We start from the raw sequence: 19,743 nt of genomic DNA on the forward strand, positions 1-19,743 counted from the left end.
GGATTCGAACCTCCGACCGCTCGGTTCGTAGCCGAGTACTCTATCCAGCTGAGCTAAGGATGCGCCGATTTAATACTTTACTCTTTTAATGCAAATTATTCACCATTTGCACCAAAATAAAAACCCCATACATTAATCATGGGGTTAGAATTGGTGCATCCTGGAGGATTCGAACCTCCGACCGCTCGGTTCGTAGCCGAGTACTCTATCCAGCTGAGCTAAGGATGCAATCTAAATGGCGGTGAGAGAGGGATTCGAACCCTCGATGCAGCTTTTGACCGCATACTCCCTTAGCAGGGGAGCGCCTTCAGCCTCTCGGCCATCTCACCATATTTAGAACCACTCGAAGAAGTTCTTACTGAACATCTCGTCTCTGTGTGGCGCACATATTACTTTCTCAGCCTAAGAAGTCAAACAATTTTTCTCAACTTTTTACGAATATACGTTTGTTTGAACACTTCACAAACAAACTGATGCGTTTATCAGCAAGATTAGCTAAAAAAGTCCTAAACACAATGATATCTCTGATGAAAAATCATTCAAGTATTTTATTCTCATAGCAAATATATTTATTCTCAAAACAAATAATTGTGAAGCGAATGATTAGAGGTAAAAAGAGTTTCAATTCTGTCAATCAGAATAAACGGATAGTGTAATAATAAATGCAACTCAAGAAGAGTGAAGATAGGAACCAAAAAGGGAATAAAAAGTCTTAGGAAGAGAAAAGCGCCCAGACCCGGCAAAAGTGTGGACGCTTACGAATGAATTGTAACTAACTAAAAATAGGAATTTGTTTAGTAGTTATCGGTAGGCTGAGTTTTCTCGGCCTGAATTCGTTGATAGATCTCTTCACGATGGACAGATACTTCTTTGGGTGCATTTACGCCAATCCGTACCTGATTACCTTTAACCCCTAAAACGGTTACGGTTACATCATCGCCTATCATAAGCGTTTCACCAACTCGACGAGTTAGAATAAGCATTCTTTGCTCCTTGAAAATTTACAAGAGTCGGGTCTCTAGAATTTCCCGGCCATTATCCATCATACATTGTCAATTCGTATAATCATTATTTATCACAAGTAACTCATACTTCATAACAAAATATAAATTTAGTGACTGATTATTTAACGGATCATCAATATCTCTATAAGGCGTTATCCCTATAAATCAGGAATAGCGCCTTTTTTCAGGTTATTATCGCTTACAGATGCGATTCAACCCACTCGTCAACACTTGCTAAAGCCACAGGTAAAGCATCAATATCAGTACCACCAGCTTGAGCCATATCAGGGCGACCGCCACCTTTACCGCCGATTTGCTGTGCTACATAACTAATTAACTCTCCTGCTTTAACTTTAGCAGTCAAATCTTTAGTGACCCCAACAATTAAGCTCACTTTACCATCAGAAATAGTAGAAAGCACAATAATTGCTGAACCCAATTGATTTTTTAAATCATCAACCATCGTTCTTAACATTTTTGGCTCAACACCATTAAGCTCACGAACTAAAAGTTTGATACCTTTCACGTTTTTAGCTTGTCCACCTAAAGAAGAACTTTCTTGGGCAGCTTGCTGATCTTTTAGTTGTTGGAGTTCTTTTTCTAATAAGCGGTATTTTTCTTGGACTGTCTTAATTCTTTCAACCAAGTTTGTACCGTCACTTTTTAGAACTTGTGCAACAAGAGAGATAAGGTCTGATTGCTCATGAACACTCTCAATTGCTGTAATACCTGTAATTGCCTCAATACGACGAATACCAGCAGCAGTGCCTGACTCATTGATAATACGGAACAAACCAATATCACCTGTTCTAGAAGCGTGAGTACCACCGCAAAGCTCAGTAGAGAAATCACCCATGGTTAAAACACGAACACGTTCATCGTATTTCTCACCAAACAGTGCCATAGCACCTTTCTCTTTAGCATCTTCAAGATCCATTAACTCAGTGACAACTGGTGAGTTAAGACGGATTTGTGCATTTACAATATCTTCGATTTCTCGCAATTGTTCTGGTTTAACTGCTTCAAAATGAGAGAAGTCAAAACGCAGGTATTTATCGTTAACCAAAGAACCTTTTTGCGTAACATGCGTACCCAGCACTTGGCGTAATGCAGCATGTAATAAGTGAGTCGCAGAGTGATTTAAGCGAATGGCATCACGGCGAGCAATATCAATGTTAGCATTGATTTTATGGTTAACAATAAATGACCCTACGTTAACTTTACCAATATGGCCAATTGCTTTACCGTATTTTTGCGTATCTGTGACTTCAAACTGACTATCTTTGCCAGTCAGAATACCTTTATCGCCAACCTGTCCACCGGACTCGGCATAAAATGCCGTTTTATTTAAGAAGATAATCCCTTCTTCGCCCGCTTTTAATTCAGTGACTGATTGTCCGTTATGGAAAATGGCAGTAATTGTACCCTGCTGTTCATTATGATCATAACCAGAGAAATCACTGCGACTATCAACTTTAATAAGACTATTATAATCAGTACCAAAACCGCTGGATTCGCGAGCACGTTTACGTTGCTCTTCCATCGCGACTTCAAAGCCTTTTTCATCAACTTTGATATTTCTTTCACGACAAACATCGGCAGTTAAATCGAGAGGGAAACCATATGTATCATAAAGGCGGAAAGCGGTTTCACCCGGAAGAACGTCATCTGTTAATTGAGCAAGCTCTTCATCTAATAGTTGAAGACCACGTTCTAATGTACGAGCAAACTGCTCTTCTTCCGTTTTTAATACTTTTTCAACGATAGCTTGTTGGCGTTTTAATTCTTCACCCGCTTCAGCCATCACTTCAATTAATGGAGCGACTAACTTATAGAAGAAGGTATCTTTGGCGCCAAGCATATAACCATGACGTACTGCACGACGAATAATACGACGCAGCACATAGCCACGACCTTCATTAGAAGGAATAACGCCATCACAAATAAGGAATGAACAAGAACGAATATGGTCGGCAATAACGCGTAATGATTTATTTTCTAAATCCGTTGCATTAGTCACTTGTGCAACAGATTTAATTAAAGAACGGAATAAATCAATCTCATAGTTAGAGTTTACATGCTGTAAAACAGCAGTAATACGCTCTAATCCCATTCCCGTATCAACAGATGGTTTCGGCAGTGGATCCATAGTGCCATCTGATTGACGATTAAATTGCATGAAAACGATATTCCAGATCTCAATATAGCGATCGCCATCTTCTTCTGGAGATCCTGGAGGTCCGCCCCAAATGTGGTCACCATGATCATAAAATATTTCGGTACAAGGTCCACAAGGGCCGGTATCACCCATTTGCCAGAAGTTATCTGATGCAAAAGGTGCGCCTTTGTTATCACCAATACGGATTATTCTTTCGGCCGGAATACCAATTTCTTTATTCCAAATATCATAAGCTTCATCATCTGTGGCATATACCGTTACCCAAAGTCTTTCTTTAGGTAAATTAAACCACTCTTTGCTGGTTAATAATTCCCAAGCAAAATTGATTGCATCATGTTTGAAATAGTCACCAAAACTGAAATTACCTAGCATTTCAAAAAAAGTATGGTGACGAGCAGTATAACCCACATTTTCTAAATCGTTATGTTTACCACCTGCACGCACACAGCGTTGTGCAGTTGTCGCTCGGGAATAAGGTCTATTGTCCAATCCAAGAAATACATCTTTGAATTGGTTCATCCCTGCGTTTGTAAACAGCAATGTTGGATCGTTATTTGGAACCAAAGAACTGCTAGGTACTATTTGATGTCCTTTAGTATGAAAAAAGTCGAGAAACGCCTGACGGATCTCAGCGGTGCTTTTGCTCATAATTATCCCGAAATCAAGCTGGAAAAACAGAAATTAGAAATCTAGTTAGAGGAGGTTTATTGTTACCTCTACTTAGCCAACGAATACATAAGTAGGGATAAGATAGAATTTCTTCTGTCAGAAGTAAAACCCCCGATAAACTTATTCGTGTTGACATTGTAAATCGTCTAGTTTTTTTCTGAAAGTGCGATTGTTATCTGAGAATGGGACTTTTCTCTATTTAAGAGAGAATATTCTAAGAAATGTAAGTGGTTTAAAGTATTTTCATTTTGTAATTATTAAAAACTATTTGTTATTATTACTTTTTTATCTCATCACATGCTATATGCGTTTTTTTCTTAAATAATTTCTTTTTCTTATAGCAATCAATAATAAACACATAAGCATTATCACTTAAAACAAACAATAAACTCATGATAACTTGCTAAAATAAAAGTATTTCTCAGTATAAAACCTATCTCATCACTAAATAGTCTTTTAAATACCATCTTAATTAGATTCAAATATCTTGAAGATATTTATCTCTATATGTCAATTATTTACTATCTGATTTAACCAGATATCAGTAATAATTCTCATTTAGATTTATAATATCTGAAAATATATCATCAAAACTTCACTATATAAACTTTCATACAACTATAAAAAATAGTTAGTAAAAAATATCGTTATATCAAATTAAACAGTGTTAAAGGCTGATTTTACTAGATGAAAAATAGAATAAACCCGATATGAACCCTAAATTGGATAAATAATACTACATATAACAAAAAGGAAGCTTTTTTAGAGCTTCCTTTTTTAAGTGAGTTAAATCACATTAATTGACTAGCCATTTATCATTACAATGATAGTAATTTGTCTAAACATGGAATCAATTAGTTGTTTTATCACAAGCTAAGAGATTATTCTTCTGTCTCTCCGAGATCAGCTGCATCACCTTCATTCGTAAAATCAGCTGCGCTTGTAAACTCACCTGCGTGGTTTAATAACATTTCACGTAATTTTGTATTTAAATCATTGTACATTTCTGGATGCTCTTTTAGGTAAGTTGTTGCATTGGCTTTACCTTGACCAATTTTCTCACCATTGTAGCTGTACCATGCGCCAGCTTTTTCTACCAATTTATGTTTAACACCTAAATCGATAAGCTCCCCAAAAGTATTAATACCTTCGCCATACATAATTTGGAATTCAGCTTGTTTAAATGGTGCTGCAATCTTATTTTTTACAACCTTAACGCGGGTTTCACTACCCACAACTTCATCACCATTTTTAACAGAACCGATACGACGAATATCTAAACGAACAGATGCGTAAAACTTAAGCGCGTTACCACCCGTTGTGGTTTCTGGATTACCAAACATAACACCAATTTTCATACGAATTTGGTTGATGAAAATAAGTAATGTGTTGGAGTTTTTCAAGTTACCCGCTAATTTACGCATAGCTTGACTCATCATACGAGCAGCAAGACCTACGTGAGAATCACCGATTTCACCTTCAATTTCAGCTTTTGGCGTTAATGCAGCCACTGAGTCAACAACGATAACATCAACAGCACCAGAGCGAGATAATGCATCACAAATTTCTAAGGCTTGCTCACCAGTATCAGGCTGAGAACACAGCAGATTATCAATATCTACGCCTAATTTTTTCGCATAAATTGGATCTAATGCATGTTCAGCATCGATAAACGCACAGATTTTACCTTCACGTTGAGCTGAAGCGATAACTTGTAATGTTAAAGTTGTTTTACCTGACGATTCTGGGCCATAGATTTCAACAATACGACCACGTGGTAAACCACCAGCACCTAAAGCAACGTCTAATGATAAAGAACCTGTAGAGATGGTTTCAACGTTCATGGAACGATCTTCGCCCAGACGCATGATAGACCCTTTACCAAATTGTTTTTCAATTTGACCAAGTGCTGCGGCCAATGCTTTTTGTTTGTTTTCATCAATAGCCATGTTATCTCCCTCTGGGCAGTGAAACATAAGGATGGGTCACTACCATTAAAACGTATATGATTTTGCTTGTTGAAATTCATTATACTGTATAATCATACAGTATCAAGTTAATTATTTATAATTTCTTTAAGTATTGATTTTAAAGAAAAAACAACAGATCCTGCTCTTACTTGCTCTCGCGAACCACTGAAGATACAGTGTTTTGCTGTTACCTGAATACCTGTTGTTGTTTTAACAGCAAAGCCAAACCAAACTAAACCCACTGGTTTTTCTTTACTACCACCACCAGGGCCTGCAATACCACTAACAGAAACAGCAAAATCTGCATTTGCAGCGCTAAGTGCGCCTTTCGCCATCTGAAGAACGACTTCTTCGCTAACAGCGCCGTATTTAATCAAGGTTTGTTCATCAACGCCTATCATTTCATGCTTTGCTTCATTACTGTAGGTCACAAAGCCACGGTGATAATAATCAGAGCTTCCTGCAATATCCGTGATGATTTTTGCAATCCATCCACCAGTACAGGACTCTGCCGTTGTTATCGTGCTCTTCTTTTCAATTAACGCTTTACCCACCTCAATACTTAGGTGAGTCATTTCATCGTAATTTATCATTAAGGTTCATCTAACCTCTATTCTAAATTCTACCGTTTAAGATCTCTTTCTGGTGCAATCCCATAACCATAAACCACCAATTGCGAGTGCAAAGATGGCACCAAAACCAATTCCGATGGCAACAACAGAAATACCAATACTCGTGACTAGTGAGAACAAGCCTAACATTAATAGCATCGCTGTATTTTCACCTAAGTTTTGTACCGCGATAGCATTACCAGCTCCCACACTGTGTTTTCCTTTATCTTGTAATAACGCATTCAATGGCACCACAAAGAAGCCACCAAAAACACCAATAACGATAAGAATTAAATAGGATGGAATAATTGAGGTTTGCAACGAAAAATAAACTACGCCAAGACCAATTAAAATACCCGCTGGCATACAGCGACGTACTGTTTTCAGTGTCACAAATTTAGCAGCTAATCCAGCTCCTACAACTATACCAATAGCCACCATTGCATTTAATATCGTTGGAGTAGTGTTATCAGTCATGCCTAATGCAATAGGTACCCATTGAACAAGCAGAAAACGCAAAGTTACGCCTGCGCCCCAAAACATACTTGTTCCCACTAAAGAAAAACGGCTTTCTTTATCTGCCCATAAAGTACGTGTTGCCTCAAGGAATTGAGCAAACATTCTTTTTATGTTCCAACCCCGACCTATTTGAGCAGCAGATAATTTAGGTATGCCAAAGTTAACAAAAACCGCAAAAGCGTACATTGCTGCACAGACACCTAATGCAAAAACAATACTCCAATCAGAGAGTAAACCACCAATCACTGAACCTAATAAAATAGCGGCTATGGTTGATGCTTCCATTAAACCATTCGCTTTTACTAAGCGTTCACCGTCGGTTAATTCTCCTAAAATACCATATTTAGCTGGGGAATAAACTGCCGCACCAATCCCAACTAAGGCGTAACCTAAGAATGGATCAGAGCCAACACAAATAAGAAATGCACCCACAAATTTTAAGATATTACCACTGAGCATAACCCTTCCTTTAGGGTTACGATCAGCAACTTGCCCAACAAAAGGCGCTAAGAGAATAAAAGCCAGCACAAAGACCATTTGTAAAACAGGCTGACTCCATTCGGGGTAAAGAGCCGATTTAAACTGGGCTAAAATGGCAAAAAGTAGTGCATTATCAGCAAAAGCAGAAAGAAATTGCGATAACAATACTGCTTTCATTCCCCGACTCATCAACGGAGGCTGGCTAATATTCTCTGACATTAGTTATTTTCCTGTTCAGCTAGTTTTTTCAATGAGACAAAATCCGTTTTCCCACTCCCAAGAACAGGAATTTCTTTGATAAAACGAATATCCTTCGGTACGGCGATTTCAGCAACACCTTCTGCTTTAGCCAGTGTTGATAATGCGCTACGATCCAATTGCTTATCTGTTGTAAACAGTACCAGTGATTCACCTCTGCGTTTATCACTGATTGTCACAACAGCGTGTTCGCCAGCGGACGCTTTACGTGCGAGTTGCTCAACACCTTCAAGAGAGACCATCTCACCGGCAATTTTAGCAAAGCGTTTTACACGTCCTTTAATAGTACAAAAGCCTTCGCTATCGATAGCAACAATATCACCAGTGTCATACCAACCTTCTTCGTCAATACCTTCCGCGTTTGTAGCTACAGGGACTTCTAGTTTTTCTGGCGATTCAACACGTAAATACCCCGTCATTACATTCGGGCCACGTAATTGTAATCGTCCCCCTTCCGCGATCCCATTCATTGGGATAAGTCGGCCTTCCATACCAGGCAATAAACGGCCTACGGTATGTGCTTTAGCGCTCATCGGTACATTGATTGACACAACAGGTGCACATTCGGTAACACCATAACCTTCTAAAATACGGATCCCGAACTTTTCTTGCCATAAAACACGGGTTGATTCTGATAGTTTTTCAGCACCAGCAACCACATACCTAACTCTGGCAAAATCGTATGGATGAGCAAACTTTCCGTAATTTCCTAAAAAGGTTGATGTACCAAATAACACCGTACAATTTTGGTCATACACTAATTCAGGCACAACACGATAGTGTAATGGACTTGGATAAAGAAAAACTCGAGCCCCCAAGCAAATTGGCGTTAATAGACAAGCCGTTAAGCCAAATGCATGGAATAACGGTAATGCTGACATAAATTTATCTTTAGGTGAAAAGTCAGCAATAGCACGAATTTGATCTACGTTAGCCAGTAAACTTGAATGACTATGAACAACACCTTTAGGTGTACCTTCAGATCCTGACGTAAATAGAATAACCGCAGCATCCGTTGATTTTTGCGGTAACATCGCTTTATGTGGCGTAATAAGGTGTTTGAGGATCCAGCGTTTATCTTCACTCGTCACACTATCTTTGAGATCTTCAAGGTAAATCCAATTCGCATCTGGGGTTTGTTCAGGAATATGTAATAAATTTCCTTTTTCTAAAAATTGGCGTGATGTAAAAATGGTTTTTATTGATGCCGCTTTCATCGCATTTTGTACGCCTAAGCTACCCGCAGTGTAGTTAAGCATAGCAACAACACGTTGACGCATTGTTGCACCTAATAATGCAGCCGCTGTTACCGTTGTATTGGGAAGTAACAAGCCAATACGTTCATTAGGCTCTGTGTAGCGTTCAATTAGTCGGCTGATCCCTAATGTTTTTTTCAGCAATCCTTGGTAAGAATCTTCTTTTAGATTGATATCTGAAATTAACGGGCTAAATCGACCATATTGAGACATTGCCTGTAAAAATGCCTCATACAGTGTAATTTTAGGGCGTGTATCCATGATGGCATTCATCATGATATCACGCATGGCTTCCCCTGCTAATCGACGGCGCTCGGCTGATTTTTCTGCTTTTGGCATGGGTAAATCAACGGCTGGAAGTACCTTAATTGTGATTTTAGGAAAGAAATGGGATTTCACACGCAAACTTTTACGTACTCGTGAAAAGTAGCTAAATTCAGCACCTTCAATCCTAATAGGAACAACTTTAGCGCCTGATTTAGCAGCAATAAAAGCAGCCCCTTCATAAATCTTCATTAATCCATTCGTTACTGTGATCCTTCCTTCGGGAAAAATCACCACTGGGCGACCTTTATCGACTTCTTTTACTAATTGACGCACCGCCATTGGGTTTGCGGGATCTAAAGGCACAATATCAGCATAACGACCTAACCATCTTGTCGTTTTTGCAGAAGCCACAGAGGTATAAACAGCAAACACAGGATTAATAGGTAGGAACAAACGCAATAATATACCATCAATAAAAGAAGTATGATTTGGTGTAATTATACATTTTTCATATTGAGAAAACTGATTAACAAGTCCTTCAATTCTTATTCTAAATAAGAATTTAAATAGTGTTTTAAAAAACGCTATTAACATCATATCCATATCTCATTTTGCTATAATTAGCCTTACTATAAATAGGATGTGATGAAAATAAAATAGATGACCCCTGTTTTGTCCTTTATATCAGACGACTTCCTAATTATTTGGCGAGTTCTGCGAGAATTACCGCAATAATTTCATTAATAGATAATCCAGCATCAACAATAATATCTGCGCATTGCATATATAAAGGTTCACGCTTAATTAAAACATCATGTATTTCTGAAACTAATGTTTTACCTGTCAAGCTAGGTCTTTGTGCTTCATTAGGATCTTGAGATAAACGTTCAACTAACGTTTCAAGCGAGGCCTGTAAATAAATTGTAACACCCGAGGTTTTCATAAAAGCACGATTTTTATCTGCCAAAACCATACCACCACCCGTTGAAATAACTTGGTTAGGTTGGCTAACTTGAATAAGAGCGTCTGATTCAATTTGACGAAAGAAATCCCACCCCTTCTCTTCTACCATAGAGGATATAGTTTGTTGATATTTTTGGGTTATCCAATAATCTGTATCAATAAATTTATAATTTAAAGAGAGAGAAAGCGCTTTACCTACTGTTGTTTTCCCTGCACCTCGAGGTCCGATAAGGTAAATTGTACTTTCCATAAAATGCACTATCCCCATAGTGTGTTCCCATAAGGGTGTAATTAAAAATTTACATACTGTAAAGTATAAACATCATACCTGATGTAACAAAAAAATAAAGCCACACTTTAGAAAAGTATGGCTTATTTAATATTCTCAATAATTAGTGGCGAATTGTATTATCACCGTAACCAATCCATTTGTAGGTCGTTAGGGCATCTAATCCCATTGGGCCTCTGGCGTGTAATTTTTGTGTACTGACAGCGACTTCCGCACCTAAACCGAATTGCCCGCCATCCGTAAAGCGTGTACTTGCATTGACATACACTGCAGCAGAGTCAACTTGACGAACAAAGCGATCAGCATTAGAAATAGATTGCGTTAAAATAGCATCCGAATGCGCCGTACCATAACGACGAATATGACTAATAGCCTCAGTTAAACCACCCACGACTTCTACATTTAGATCAAGTGATAACCACTCATCACAATAATCTGCATCTTTTACATCAACAACAGTTGCTCCACCTTTTTTCAGCCCAGCTAATGCTTTTTCACTTGAATGCAAAGTGACCTTTTGAGTGGCCATGGCATTACTTAGCTGTGGTAAAAATACATCTGCAATATTTTCATGTACTAAGAGTGTTTCTAACGAATTACATGCGCTTGGCCGTTGTACTTTGGCATTAACAATAACGGTTAATGCTTTTTCTAAATCAGCACTTTCGTCAACAAATGTATGGCAAACACCAATCCCTCCGGTGATAACAGGAATAGTTGATTGTTCACGACATAATTTATGTAATCCAGCCCCACCTCGAGGAATAAGCATATCAATATACTCATCCATTTTTAGCATTTTAGCGACCAACTCACGATCAGGTTTATCAATCGCCTGAATTGCCCCCGCAGGAATACCACATTTTTCTAAAGCTTGTTGAATTACGGCAACCACGGCTTGATTAGTATGGTGTGTCTCTTTTCCACCACGAAGAATGGCGGCATTACCGGTTTTCAAACATAATGAAGCAACATCAATAGTGACATTAGGGCGAGCTTCATAAATAACGCCAACAACACCTAACGGCACACGGCGACGTTCTAAACGTAAACCGCTGTCTAACATACGACCATCAATAACTTGCCCCACAGGATCTTCTAAGCGACAGACTTGTCGTACATCATCAGCAATAGCTTTTAAACGTTCAGAAGTCAGTAATAAACGATCAAGCATAGCTGTATTAATATTAGCCTCACGAGCTGCTTGCATATCTTTTTCATTGGCTGCAAGAATTGAAGCTTCTTGTTGCTCTAATAAATCAGCCATAACCAGTAATGCCTGATTTTTTTGCTCTGTCGATAATTGAGCTAAATGCCAAGATGCTTCTCTTGCTGATTTACCCATTTGTTCTAACATCGATGGCTCCTTAGCTAACAATCATATCGTCACGATGCACAGCAACACTGCCATATTCGTAACCTAAAATTTGACTAATTTCTTGTGAATGATGTCCAGCAATTAAACGCAATGCATCACTATTATAATGGGCAACACCATGAGCGAGATCTTTACCCAGTAAACTCTGAATGCGAATAACACATCCACGAGAAAAATCGCCTTTTATCTCTTTAATACCTTTGGGCAGAAGGGAGCTACCTTTTTCTTTAATTGCTTTTTCAGCGCCTTCATCAACAATAATGACACCTGCAATTGGCGCACCAAAAATCCATCTTTTACGAGCTTCAAGTGGGCTTTCTAAGCCGTGAAATAAGGTTCCGACAGGTTCATTATTGATAACTTTAGCAATTACTTCAGGTTGTACGCCGGCCGCAATAACAACATCGATACCTGCGCGACCAGCAACAGTGGCAGCTTGTAATTTTGTTGCCATGCCACCTGTACCTAAACCAGACACACTATCACCCGCCATTTCGCGTAACTCATCATTGATATCAAATACTTCTGGGATAAGTTTCGCTTCAGGATTACTACGAGGATCAGCAGTATACAGCCCTTCAATATCTGTCAGTAATAACAGCTTGTCTGCACTTCCTAAAATAGCGGCTAATGCAGACAGATTATCGTTATCACCCACTTTAATTTCTGCGGTCGCAACAGCATCATTTTCATTAATAACTGGAATAATACGATTATCTAATAATGCATGTAATGTATCACGCGCATTCAAGAAGCGTTCTCTATCTTCAATATCTGCTCGTGTTAACAACATCTGACCAATATGAATACCATAGATAGCAAATAGTTGTTTCCATACTTGAATTAATGCGCTTTGGCCTACCGCGGCAAGCAACTGCTTAGAAGCAATGGTTGCGGGTAAATCAGGATAATTCAAATATTCACGCCCTGCTGCAATTGCACCAGAAGTAACAATAATAATCCGGTGACCTTTTTCGTGTTGTTTAGCGCATTGGCGAACCAGCTCAACAATATGAGACTGATCCAGACGTCGTGAACCACCAGTAAGTACACTTGTCCCTAATTTAACAACCAGTGTTTGGCTGCTACTCATAACATTTACCATTCTTGTTGATTATTTAAAAAGATAATACACAGTTTTATCAGGAGAGAAGCGTTATGCCAACCGACATAACGCAAAATCTATGAAAAGTTGCCCTAACACAAAATTAGGGCTGGATGGGAAGCGGAAATTTGTTCATTTTTTCATCTGGCATAAGTGTCATATCTAATTCACTCGCTGCCGTTTTAAGAAATTGATGAAAACGGATCAGTGTTTCATTGATTGATTCAGTAACATCATTTTTACTTATATTCTGATGTATCCAATCACCATTTTTATCAAATAACCCAATTTGATAATGATAAATGAGCTGTTCATTGTTGCGTTCTAAGTTCATCCACCAGCCCCAAAACTCACGTTTTTCTGGTACGACTTTCTTATTTACACAAACAGCTAAACAGTCAAAAAAGAACTGGTTCTCTTGGCATTGTTGCTCTCGGATATAAGGGCCGATTTGAGCAAAACGCTTTAATAACTTACCTCGGGTAGGATTCAAAGATGAAGTCATAAATTCAGTCTCCTTAGAAACTCTACTGTTATATAATCTAATGTAATTAGCAAGTTATTGTTCATGATTAATTATATTAATTTGTCATAGATCCAATCAGCACTTTTTTGTAACGCTAGCTCTAAGCCTTCATAAAGCGGTTTTTCATTGATTGCTAGGATATCGCCATCCATAGAAGAACGAGCAATTAGCTGAGAATCCTCTTTAGGACTCATTTCATCACCTTTCCAGTAAACGCCCATCATAGGAACTGGAATTCGTCGTCCAATCAGCCCTTGGTTTTTCAGTGAATAACTGCTTAATGATAATCGAAGATTATTTTCATCAATATTCCATAAACCTAAGCGACTCGCTAATACATCAAGATACATAACAGGAATTTTTTTCTGTAGCTCAGATTGTGTGAAAAATGTATGAATTAAAGGCCCTAAGGCAACAACACCTTTAATTAATTTAGGGTAAATATAAGCTAAACGTACAGCAATATTTCCCCCAAAACGAAAGCCCATAACCCCCACACGAGTATGATCAACCCAAGGTACTTCAGAAAGTTGCTTGAGAACTTCGCCTTGTAACTGGCAGGTATCTTCGGTCAATTTCTGTTTTACCGAATAACCGATTGAAGGCATATCTAGCGTTAACATTGCGATGCCTTTAGGAGATAAATAATCCCTAAAGAAACTGACATAATCGCTTTGAAGACCATCTAACCCACCGCAAAATAATACTGTGGGATAAGGACCTCTACAATCTTTAGGTAAATGCAGAAAACCGGTTGTTGTTCCCTTCCCTTCTAATTTAAATGTGAGTTTTTTTACTTCAAAAGATGAAAATTTTGTCGCATTCTCAAATGCTTTCATCGACAAAGTAACGGCTTGATCTGCTAAAAAATCACCATTAATAAAAGGATACGCGGCAATACTATACAGATGAGCAGCCCGTAGCCAACAATCAGCGGCTGCATCTCCTGATTCATTTCGTAATGCTTTTTGTTGCCAAATCATAGCTTGATGTGACCATTCATATGACCAACCACCTTTGCGATAACCCACAACGGTATCAATAAATTTATCATCACTACGAGGTGCATCATGTACAGCAATTCGGCTTAAAACTTCTTCTATTTCGATAGGTGAAATACCACGCCAAATCCAAAGTAAACGCTGAATAGTACGATACCAATTTTGCTGACTTGTACCATTAAGCACAGTATACGTATTGATATTCGATTTAGGATGAGTGTACTGAATTAGTGTTGAAGTTTCAGCGTGTTTTGCTCTAGGTTTAAATAGAGTTTCAGAAAGGTTTGTATTATTTGCCATATCACTCTTCAAATCAGTCGATATCGAATAAAAGGGGCTAAGAAGTCTGGCTTTATCATAGCATGAAATCAATATGAACAGTGTGTATCGCGACAGGTGATCGTACGAAGATATAACTCAAAGGAAGAATAAAAGTATAAAAACAAAAATCCCCGCCAAGGCGAGGATCTCAATTAAAACAGCCAAATAAATGCTATCAAATTATTTTTGATCGCAAACTGGAGGAATAAAGACAACACCCATATCCCAAGGCTGTTCAATCCAAGTATTTTGTGGGATATCAACCACGAAATCATCCACTAATGGACGCCCTTCTGGTTTTGCAAAGATAGTCACAAAATGGGCTTTTGGATACATATCACGGATAACTTTAGCCGTACCACCTGTATCAACTAAATCGTCAACAACGATAAAGCCTTCACCATCACCTTCTGCTTTTTTTAAGATTTTGAGGTCACGCTGATGATCATGGTCATAGCTAGAAATGCAGACTGTATCCACATGACGGATACCTAATTCACGAGCAAGTAATGCAGCGGGAACTAATCCCCCACGGCTGACAGCAATAATGCCGGTCCATTGTTCGACTGGTAGTAAACGTTGCGCCAATTGACGGGCATGTATTTGCAACATATCCCACGTTACAACATATTTTTCGCTCATAATATTGTGATCCTAGCTACTTGAATGCGAGAGAAGCTTTTTTTTGCGGAAAAAAAGGTTGCGCGAGATTATAGTGATTTGAGCACCTAAAAACCAGAGAAAACGTGAAAAGAGGTGAGATTATCCTCATTTTTTTCTGTATTTTCTTTTTATGATTAAAAAATGAGCCATATAAAAAAATGAATACAAATAGAGATCTAATTTCTTAGATAGAGATGTGAATAGAATGACGCATTCATCAGAAGAAAGTGATATTCTCAATTACATTGGCGTATAACGCTCAGAATAATAAAGCTAACCCTTAAAAAAGCGGTAGGCTATTAATAACACAGATGCTGTTAGAGGAGATCCATCGTGTCTGAACTATCTACTCTATCCCCACAACCACTATGGGATATTTTCGCAAAAATTTGTTCGATTCCACATCCATCACATCATGAAGAAGCCTTAGCTTCCCACATTCTTTCATGGGCAAGTGAAAAAGATTTTTTTGTACAGCGCGATGCTGTCGGCAACATTTTAATTCGTAAGCCAGCGACTAAAGGCATGGAAGATCGTAAAACAGTTGTTTTACAAGCACACTTAGATATGGTGCCACAAAAAAATAACGACACGGTTCACGACTTCACTAAAGATCCTATTCAACCTTATGTTGACGGTGAATGGATCAAAGCAAAAGGCACAACATTAGGTGCTGATAATGGTGTTGGTATGGCATCTGCATTAGCGGTTTTAGCTGATGACACCGTAAAACATGGCCCATTAGAAGTTCTATTAACCATGACTGAAGAGACCGGCATGGACGGTGCTTTTGGTTTACAACCGAGTTGGTTACAAGCTGATATTCTTATCAACACAGACTCTGAAGAAGAAGGTGAAATCTACATGGGTTGTGCGGGTGGTATCGATGTTAAAACCACTGTAAGCCTTTCTTATGAAGCAATTCCTGCAGGTCATGTTGTTAAGCAACTGGTACTGAAAGGATTAAATGGTGGTCATTCTGGTGGTGATATCCATTTAGGTTTAGGTAATGCAAATAAATTATTAGCACGTTTCTTAGCTGGTCATGCAGAAGAATTATCACTGAAATTAATTGATTTCCACGGTGGTACACTGCGTAATGCTATTCCTCGTGAAGCAAATATCGTATTTGCAATTCCAGCAGATAAAGTAAGTCAACTAGAAGTTGTAAAAGCAAAATTTGAAGCATTATTAAAAAGCGAATTAGCTATTGCTGAAAAAAATCTGAAAATTGAGTTACTTGATACAACAACAGATAAAAAAGCATTTGAGGCAGATTGCCAAGAACGCTTAATCAACCTGCTTAATGCAATGCCAAATGGCGTGATCCGTATGAGTGATGATGTTGAAGGTGTTGTTGAAACATCATTAAATGTCGGTGTTATTAGCATTGTTGACGATAAAGTAGAAATCCTTTGCTTAATCCGTTCTCTGATTGATAGCGGAAAAACTTATGTTGTCAGCATGCTGACTGCATTAGCAAAACTAGCTAAAGCTGATATCGAAACAAAAGGCGGTTACCCTGGTTGGAAACCCGATGCAGACTCCCCAGTTATGCATTTAGTTCGTGATACCTATCAACAACTGTTTGATAAAGTACCAAACATCATGGTTATCCACGCAGGTCTTGAGTGTGGCCTGTTCAAAAAACCTTACCCAGATATGGATATGGTTTCTATTGGACCAACAATCCGTGGTGCACACTCACCAGATGAACGTGTTCACGTTAAAAGTGTTGGTCAATACTGGCAGTTATTAACAGCAATTTTAAAAGCGATCCCTGCTAAATAATTTCGCTTTAAATTTCATAATGAAACCCGCTTAATTGGCGGGTTTTTTTGTTACTAACAAATACTATCATAAAGAAATAATTTATCTCTCCATACACACTCAATCTATCTTAAGTATCATAATTTATTCCTTATAGAACAAATATTAACCCGGCTTATTCCATTTTGGAATAAATAAAAAATCTTAATAAATATAATTTATAGAACGCTAATCATTATCATTAGCATTAATATTTATTGAGTGATATTTTCATGCCTTCCGCATTTAAAGTTAAAAAATAAAAATTCAAAGGGTCCTATCGTGTCTAACAAAAATTGCGTTGCTAGCGTATTTCTCGCCTTACCTTTAAGTTTACTCTCTGTTCAAATTCATGCGGCAGTTAATCAAAAGACACCTGAAAAGATAATTGTCACCGCGGCTCCATCACAGGATCCACAATCTCCTGTTTCAGGCTTTATTGCCACAAAAACACTATCAACAAACAAAACACCAACTGAAATTGAAAAAACACCGCAATCCATTACGGTTATTACTCGTGATCAAATGGATGCTCAAGATGTCAGTTCCGTTTCACAAGCATTGCGCTATACACCGGGTGTTTTCACTGAATATCGAGGAAGTTCTAATCGTAATGACGAGGTTTTTATTCGTGGATACAGTTATGCACCTCGTTTTTTAGATGGTTTAAGCTATGGTATGGGAGCTTCATCATCAACAGGGGCACTTGACCCATGGTTATTAGAGCGCGTTGAAGTTGTTAGAGGACCAGCATCTGTGCTTTATGGCCAAGTAAATCCAGGTGGCCTTGTTGCAATGACAAGTAAAAGACCCACTGCAACACCTATTCGCCACATTCAAGTACGAACCGGTAATGATAAATTAGCAGAAACTGCATTCGACTTTTCAGGTGTATTAAGTGATGACAATCGTATTCTTTATCGCCTAAATGGTATTGCCAAGACACAGCACACTCAAATAGAAAACTATAAAGAAGAGCGTTTTGCCCTTTCTCCCGCTATTACTTTTTTACCTAATGAACAAACTCGTTTAACATTATTAAGCTTTATTCAGCAAGAGCCTGAAGCCGGTTATCGTAATTTTTTACCCGCTTATGGTACGGTGAAAAAAACACCTGAAGGCACTATTCCTTTTGATTTCGACGTAAACAACCCGGATTATCACCAATCGTGGCGCCAACAATATGGCATAGGTTATGAGTTCGAACATGAATTTAGTGACTCACTCAAAATAGTACAAAATGCTCGTTATAGTCATATTAATCAAAAATATAAATACCTTGTTTTCGGTTCATTAAGAAAAGACAATCCTTATGTACTTGAACGTAGAGCTCAACAAGAACAACGTGAAACAGATACTTTAGGAATAGATACACGTTTACAAGCTGATTTTACTACTGCAAAACTTAATCATACTGTGATTGTAGGTATTGATTATCAGTGGAGTAAAGATCAAGATAATTTACTTCGAGCTATGGGCTCAGAGTACGATCTGGACTGGCGTGATCCTAATTATAATTATCCGATTAATATGAGCTTACAAAAGCCAGCAACAGATCAGTTACAGAAACGAGATCAGATTGGGTTGTATCTACAAGATCAGATCCAATGGCAAAATTGGATATTGCTGGCCGGTTTACGCCAAGACTGGGCGCAAGTACGAACTCATGATTTCTTAGCAACCACATATGATCAGCAAGATGATAATAAACTAACGGGCCGCGCTGGTCTTTTATATGCTTTTGATAATGGTATTTCGCCTTATATAAGTTACAGCACCTCTTTTGAGCCCAATCTACAAACCCGTAGAGCACCAGGTAGTGCGCCATTTGAACCAAGTGAAGGACGCCAATTAGACGCGGGAATTAAATACCTCACACCAAATCAACAAACATTAGCAACGCTCTCTATTTATCAGTTACAACAACGTAATGTTACTAACTATAATGCCGAAAAAGCCTATTTTGAGCCTGTAGGTGAAATTAGAAGTCGTGGTGTTGAAGCACAAATTAATAGCCAATTAACTGAAAATATTTCATTCATTAGTAGCTATGCTTATACCGATACTGAGGTCAGAAAAACCATTATTGCTGGAACACAAGGAAAAGAGTTACCTAGAGTTCCTAAGCATATGGCATCATTTTGGGGCCAATATGATGAAACATCAGGGTTATTTAATGGAGCTAAAGCAGGCTTTGGCGTGAGATATGTAGGTGTATCTCAAGGTGATACCAAAAATACAATCAGTGTCCCTGCGGTAACATTGTATGATGCGATGATCGGTTATTCTTTAGGTGAATTATCGCCTTCTTTAAAAGGGGCTGAAATTCAATTAAATATGAATAATATTGCTAATAAACATTATGTTGCATCCTGTGCTGGGGATACTGCTTGTTTTTATGGAATAGGTAGAACAATGACAGCAACAATGAATTATCGCTGGTAATACAATATAGATTAACTACATAAATTAACT

At 38.2% G+C, this 19,743-nt stretch carries 14 protein-coding genes and 2 tRNA genes; 2 read left to right on the forward strand and 14 right to left on the reverse strand.

The window, feature by feature from the left end; all coding sequences use genetic code 11:
- Positions 1-151 precede the first annotated feature (151 nt).
- The 14 genes from JEP40_RS00005 to gpt all read right to left on the reverse strand — a co-directional run bounded on the left by JEP40_RS00005 (position 152) and on the right by gpt (position 15,438).
- Positions 152-228, reverse strand: a tRNA-Arg gene (locus tag JEP40_RS00005).
- A gap of 8 nt (positions 229-236) precedes the next feature.
- Positions 237-329, reverse strand: a tRNA-Ser gene (locus JEP40_RS00010).
- A gap of 465 nt (positions 330-794) precedes the next feature.
- Positions 795-983, reverse strand: a complete 189-nt coding sequence (gene csrA, locus JEP40_RS00015) for a carbon storage regulator CsrA (RefSeq protein WP_004244778.1) — start codon at positions 981-983, stop codon at positions 795-797.
- 220 nt (positions 984-1,203) lie between these two features.
- Positions 1,204-3,831, reverse strand: coding sequence for an alanine--tRNA ligase (alaS, locus tag JEP40_RS00020; protein ID WP_198621909.1), 2,628 nt, complete (start codon positions 3,829-3,831; stop codon positions 1,204-1,206).
- 902 nt (positions 3,832-4,733) lie between these two features.
- Positions 4,734-5,801: a recombinase RecA gene (gene recA, locus JEP40_RS00025; RefSeq protein WP_198621910.1), complete on the reverse strand. Its 1,068-nt coding sequence runs from the start codon at positions 5,799-5,801 to the stop codon at positions 4,734-4,736.
- Between the two features lie 107 nt (positions 5,802-5,908).
- Positions 5,909-6,415, reverse strand: coding sequence for a nicotinamide-nucleotide amidase (gene pncC, locus JEP40_RS00030; RefSeq protein ID WP_198621911.1), 507 nt, complete (start codon positions 6,413-6,415; stop codon positions 5,909-5,911).
- A gap of 36 nt (positions 6,416-6,451) precedes the next feature.
- A complete protein-coding gene (lplT, locus tag JEP40_RS00035) occupies positions 6,452-7,651 on the reverse strand; it encodes a lysophospholipid transporter LplT (RefSeq protein WP_198621912.1) in 1,200 nt (399 codons plus the stop codon).
- The gene (gene aas, locus JEP40_RS00040) at positions 7,651-9,810 is read right to left on the reverse strand and encodes a bifunctional acyl-ACP--phospholipid O-acyltransferase/long-chain-fatty-acid--ACP ligase (RefSeq protein WP_198621913.1); all 2,160 of its coding nucleotides are present in this window, start codon (positions 9,808-9,810) and stop codon (positions 7,651-7,653) included. Before aas ends, lplT begins: the two co-directional genes overlap by 1 nt.
- A gap of 103 nt (positions 9,811-9,913) precedes the next feature.
- Entirely contained in the window at positions 9,914-10,426 is a 513-nt protein-coding gene (gene aroL, locus JEP40_RS00045; protein WP_198621914.1) for a shikimate kinase AroL, read from the reverse strand.
- Between the two features lie 142 nt (positions 10,427-10,568).
- Positions 10,569-11,822, reverse strand: coding sequence for a glutamate-5-semialdehyde dehydrogenase (locus JEP40_RS00050; protein WP_198621915.1), 1,254 nt, complete (start codon positions 11,820-11,822; stop codon positions 10,569-10,571).
- 10 nt (positions 11,823-11,832) lie between these two features.
- A complete protein-coding gene (proB, locus tag JEP40_RS00055) occupies positions 11,833-12,936 on the reverse strand; it encodes a glutamate 5-kinase (protein WP_198621916.1) in 1,104 nt (367 codons plus the stop codon).
- 115 nt (positions 12,937-13,051) lie between these two features.
- The gene (crl, locus tag JEP40_RS00060; RefSeq protein WP_198621917.1) at positions 13,052-13,453 is read right to left on the reverse strand and encodes a sigma factor-binding protein Crl; all 402 of its coding nucleotides are present in this window, start codon (positions 13,451-13,453) and stop codon (positions 13,052-13,054) included.
- A 71-nt stretch (positions 13,454-13,524) separates the two neighbouring features.
- Positions 13,525-14,775, reverse strand: coding sequence for an esterase FrsA (gene frsA, locus JEP40_RS00065; RefSeq protein ID WP_198621918.1), 1,251 nt, complete (start codon positions 14,773-14,775; stop codon positions 13,525-13,527).
- A 201-nt stretch (positions 14,776-14,976) separates the two neighbouring features.
- Positions 14,977-15,438: a xanthine phosphoribosyltransferase gene (gene gpt / locus JEP40_RS00070; RefSeq protein ID WP_036932595.1), complete on the reverse strand. Its 462-nt coding sequence runs from the start codon at positions 15,436-15,438 to the stop codon at positions 14,977-14,979.
- Positions 15,439-15,792: 354 nt separating this feature from the next.
- Here gpt and pepD point away from each other — a divergent pair, with 354 nt between their 5' ends.
- Positions 15,793-17,250 carry a beta-Ala-His dipeptidase gene (gene pepD / locus JEP40_RS00075; RefSeq protein WP_198621919.1) on the forward strand — a complete coding sequence of 486 codons (1,458 nt, stop codon included), beginning with the start codon at positions 15,793-15,795 and terminating at the stop codon, positions 17,248-17,250.
- Positions 17,251-17,550: 300 nt separating this feature from the next.
- Positions 17,551-19,713, forward strand: a complete 2,163-nt coding sequence (locus tag JEP40_RS00080) for a TonB-dependent siderophore receptor (protein WP_198621920.1) — start codon at positions 17,551-17,553, stop codon at positions 19,711-19,713.
- The last annotated feature ends 30 nt before the right edge of the window (positions 19,714-19,743 follow it).

The organism is Proteus vulgaris (assembly GCF_016239305.1).
In the GTDB taxonomy this organism is placed as follows: domain Bacteria; phylum Pseudomonadota; class Gammaproteobacteria; order Enterobacterales; family Enterobacteriaceae; genus Proteus; species Proteus vulgaris_C.

What these genes read in the sequence shown, in the direction of transcription:
- csrA (WP_004244778.1), bottom strand. Translation starts at nt 983, where the DNA reads ATGCTTATTCTAACTCGTCGAGTTGGTGAAACGCTTATGATAGGCGAT.
- gpt (WP_036932595.1), bottom strand. Translation starts at nt 15,438, where the DNA reads ATGAGCGAAAAATATGTTGTAACGTGGGATATGTTGCAAATACATGCC.
- JEP40_RS00050 (WP_198621915.1), bottom strand. Translation starts at nt 11,822, where the DNA reads ATGTTAGAACAAATGGGTAAATCAGCAAGAGAAGCATCTTGGCATTTA.
- aas (WP_198621913.1), bottom strand. Translation starts at nt 9,810, where the DNA reads ATGATGTTAATAGCGTTTTTTAAAACACTATTTAAATTCTTATTTAGA.
- crl (WP_198621917.1), bottom strand. Translation starts at nt 13,453, where the DNA reads ATGACTTCATCTTTGAATCCTACCCGAGGTAAGTTATTAAAGCGTTTT.
- recA (WP_198621910.1), bottom strand. Translation starts at nt 5,801, where the DNA reads ATGGCTATTGATGAAAACAAACAAAAAGCATTGGCCGCAGCACTTGGT.
- frsA (WP_198621918.1), bottom strand. Translation starts at nt 14,775, where the DNA reads ATGGCAAATAATACAAACCTTTCTGAAACTCTATTTAAACCTAGAGCA.
- aroL (WP_198621914.1), bottom strand. Translation starts at nt 10,426, where the DNA reads ATGGAAAGTACAATTTACCTTATCGGACCTCGAGGTGCAGGGAAAACA.
- pncC (WP_198621911.1), bottom strand. Translation starts at nt 6,415, where the DNA reads ATGATAAATTACGATGAAATGACTCACCTAAGTATTGAGGTGGGTAAA.
- proB (WP_198621916.1), bottom strand. Translation starts at nt 12,936, where the DNA reads ATGAGTAGCAGCCAAACACTGGTTGTTAAATTAGGGACAAGTGTACTT.
- alaS (WP_198621909.1), bottom strand. Translation starts at nt 3,831, where the DNA reads ATGAGCAAAAGCACCGCTGAGATCCGTCAGGCGTTTCTCGACTTTTTT.
- lplT (WP_198621912.1), bottom strand. Translation starts at nt 7,651, where the DNA reads ATGTCAGAGAATATTAGCCAGCCTCCGTTGATGAGTCGGGGAATGAAA.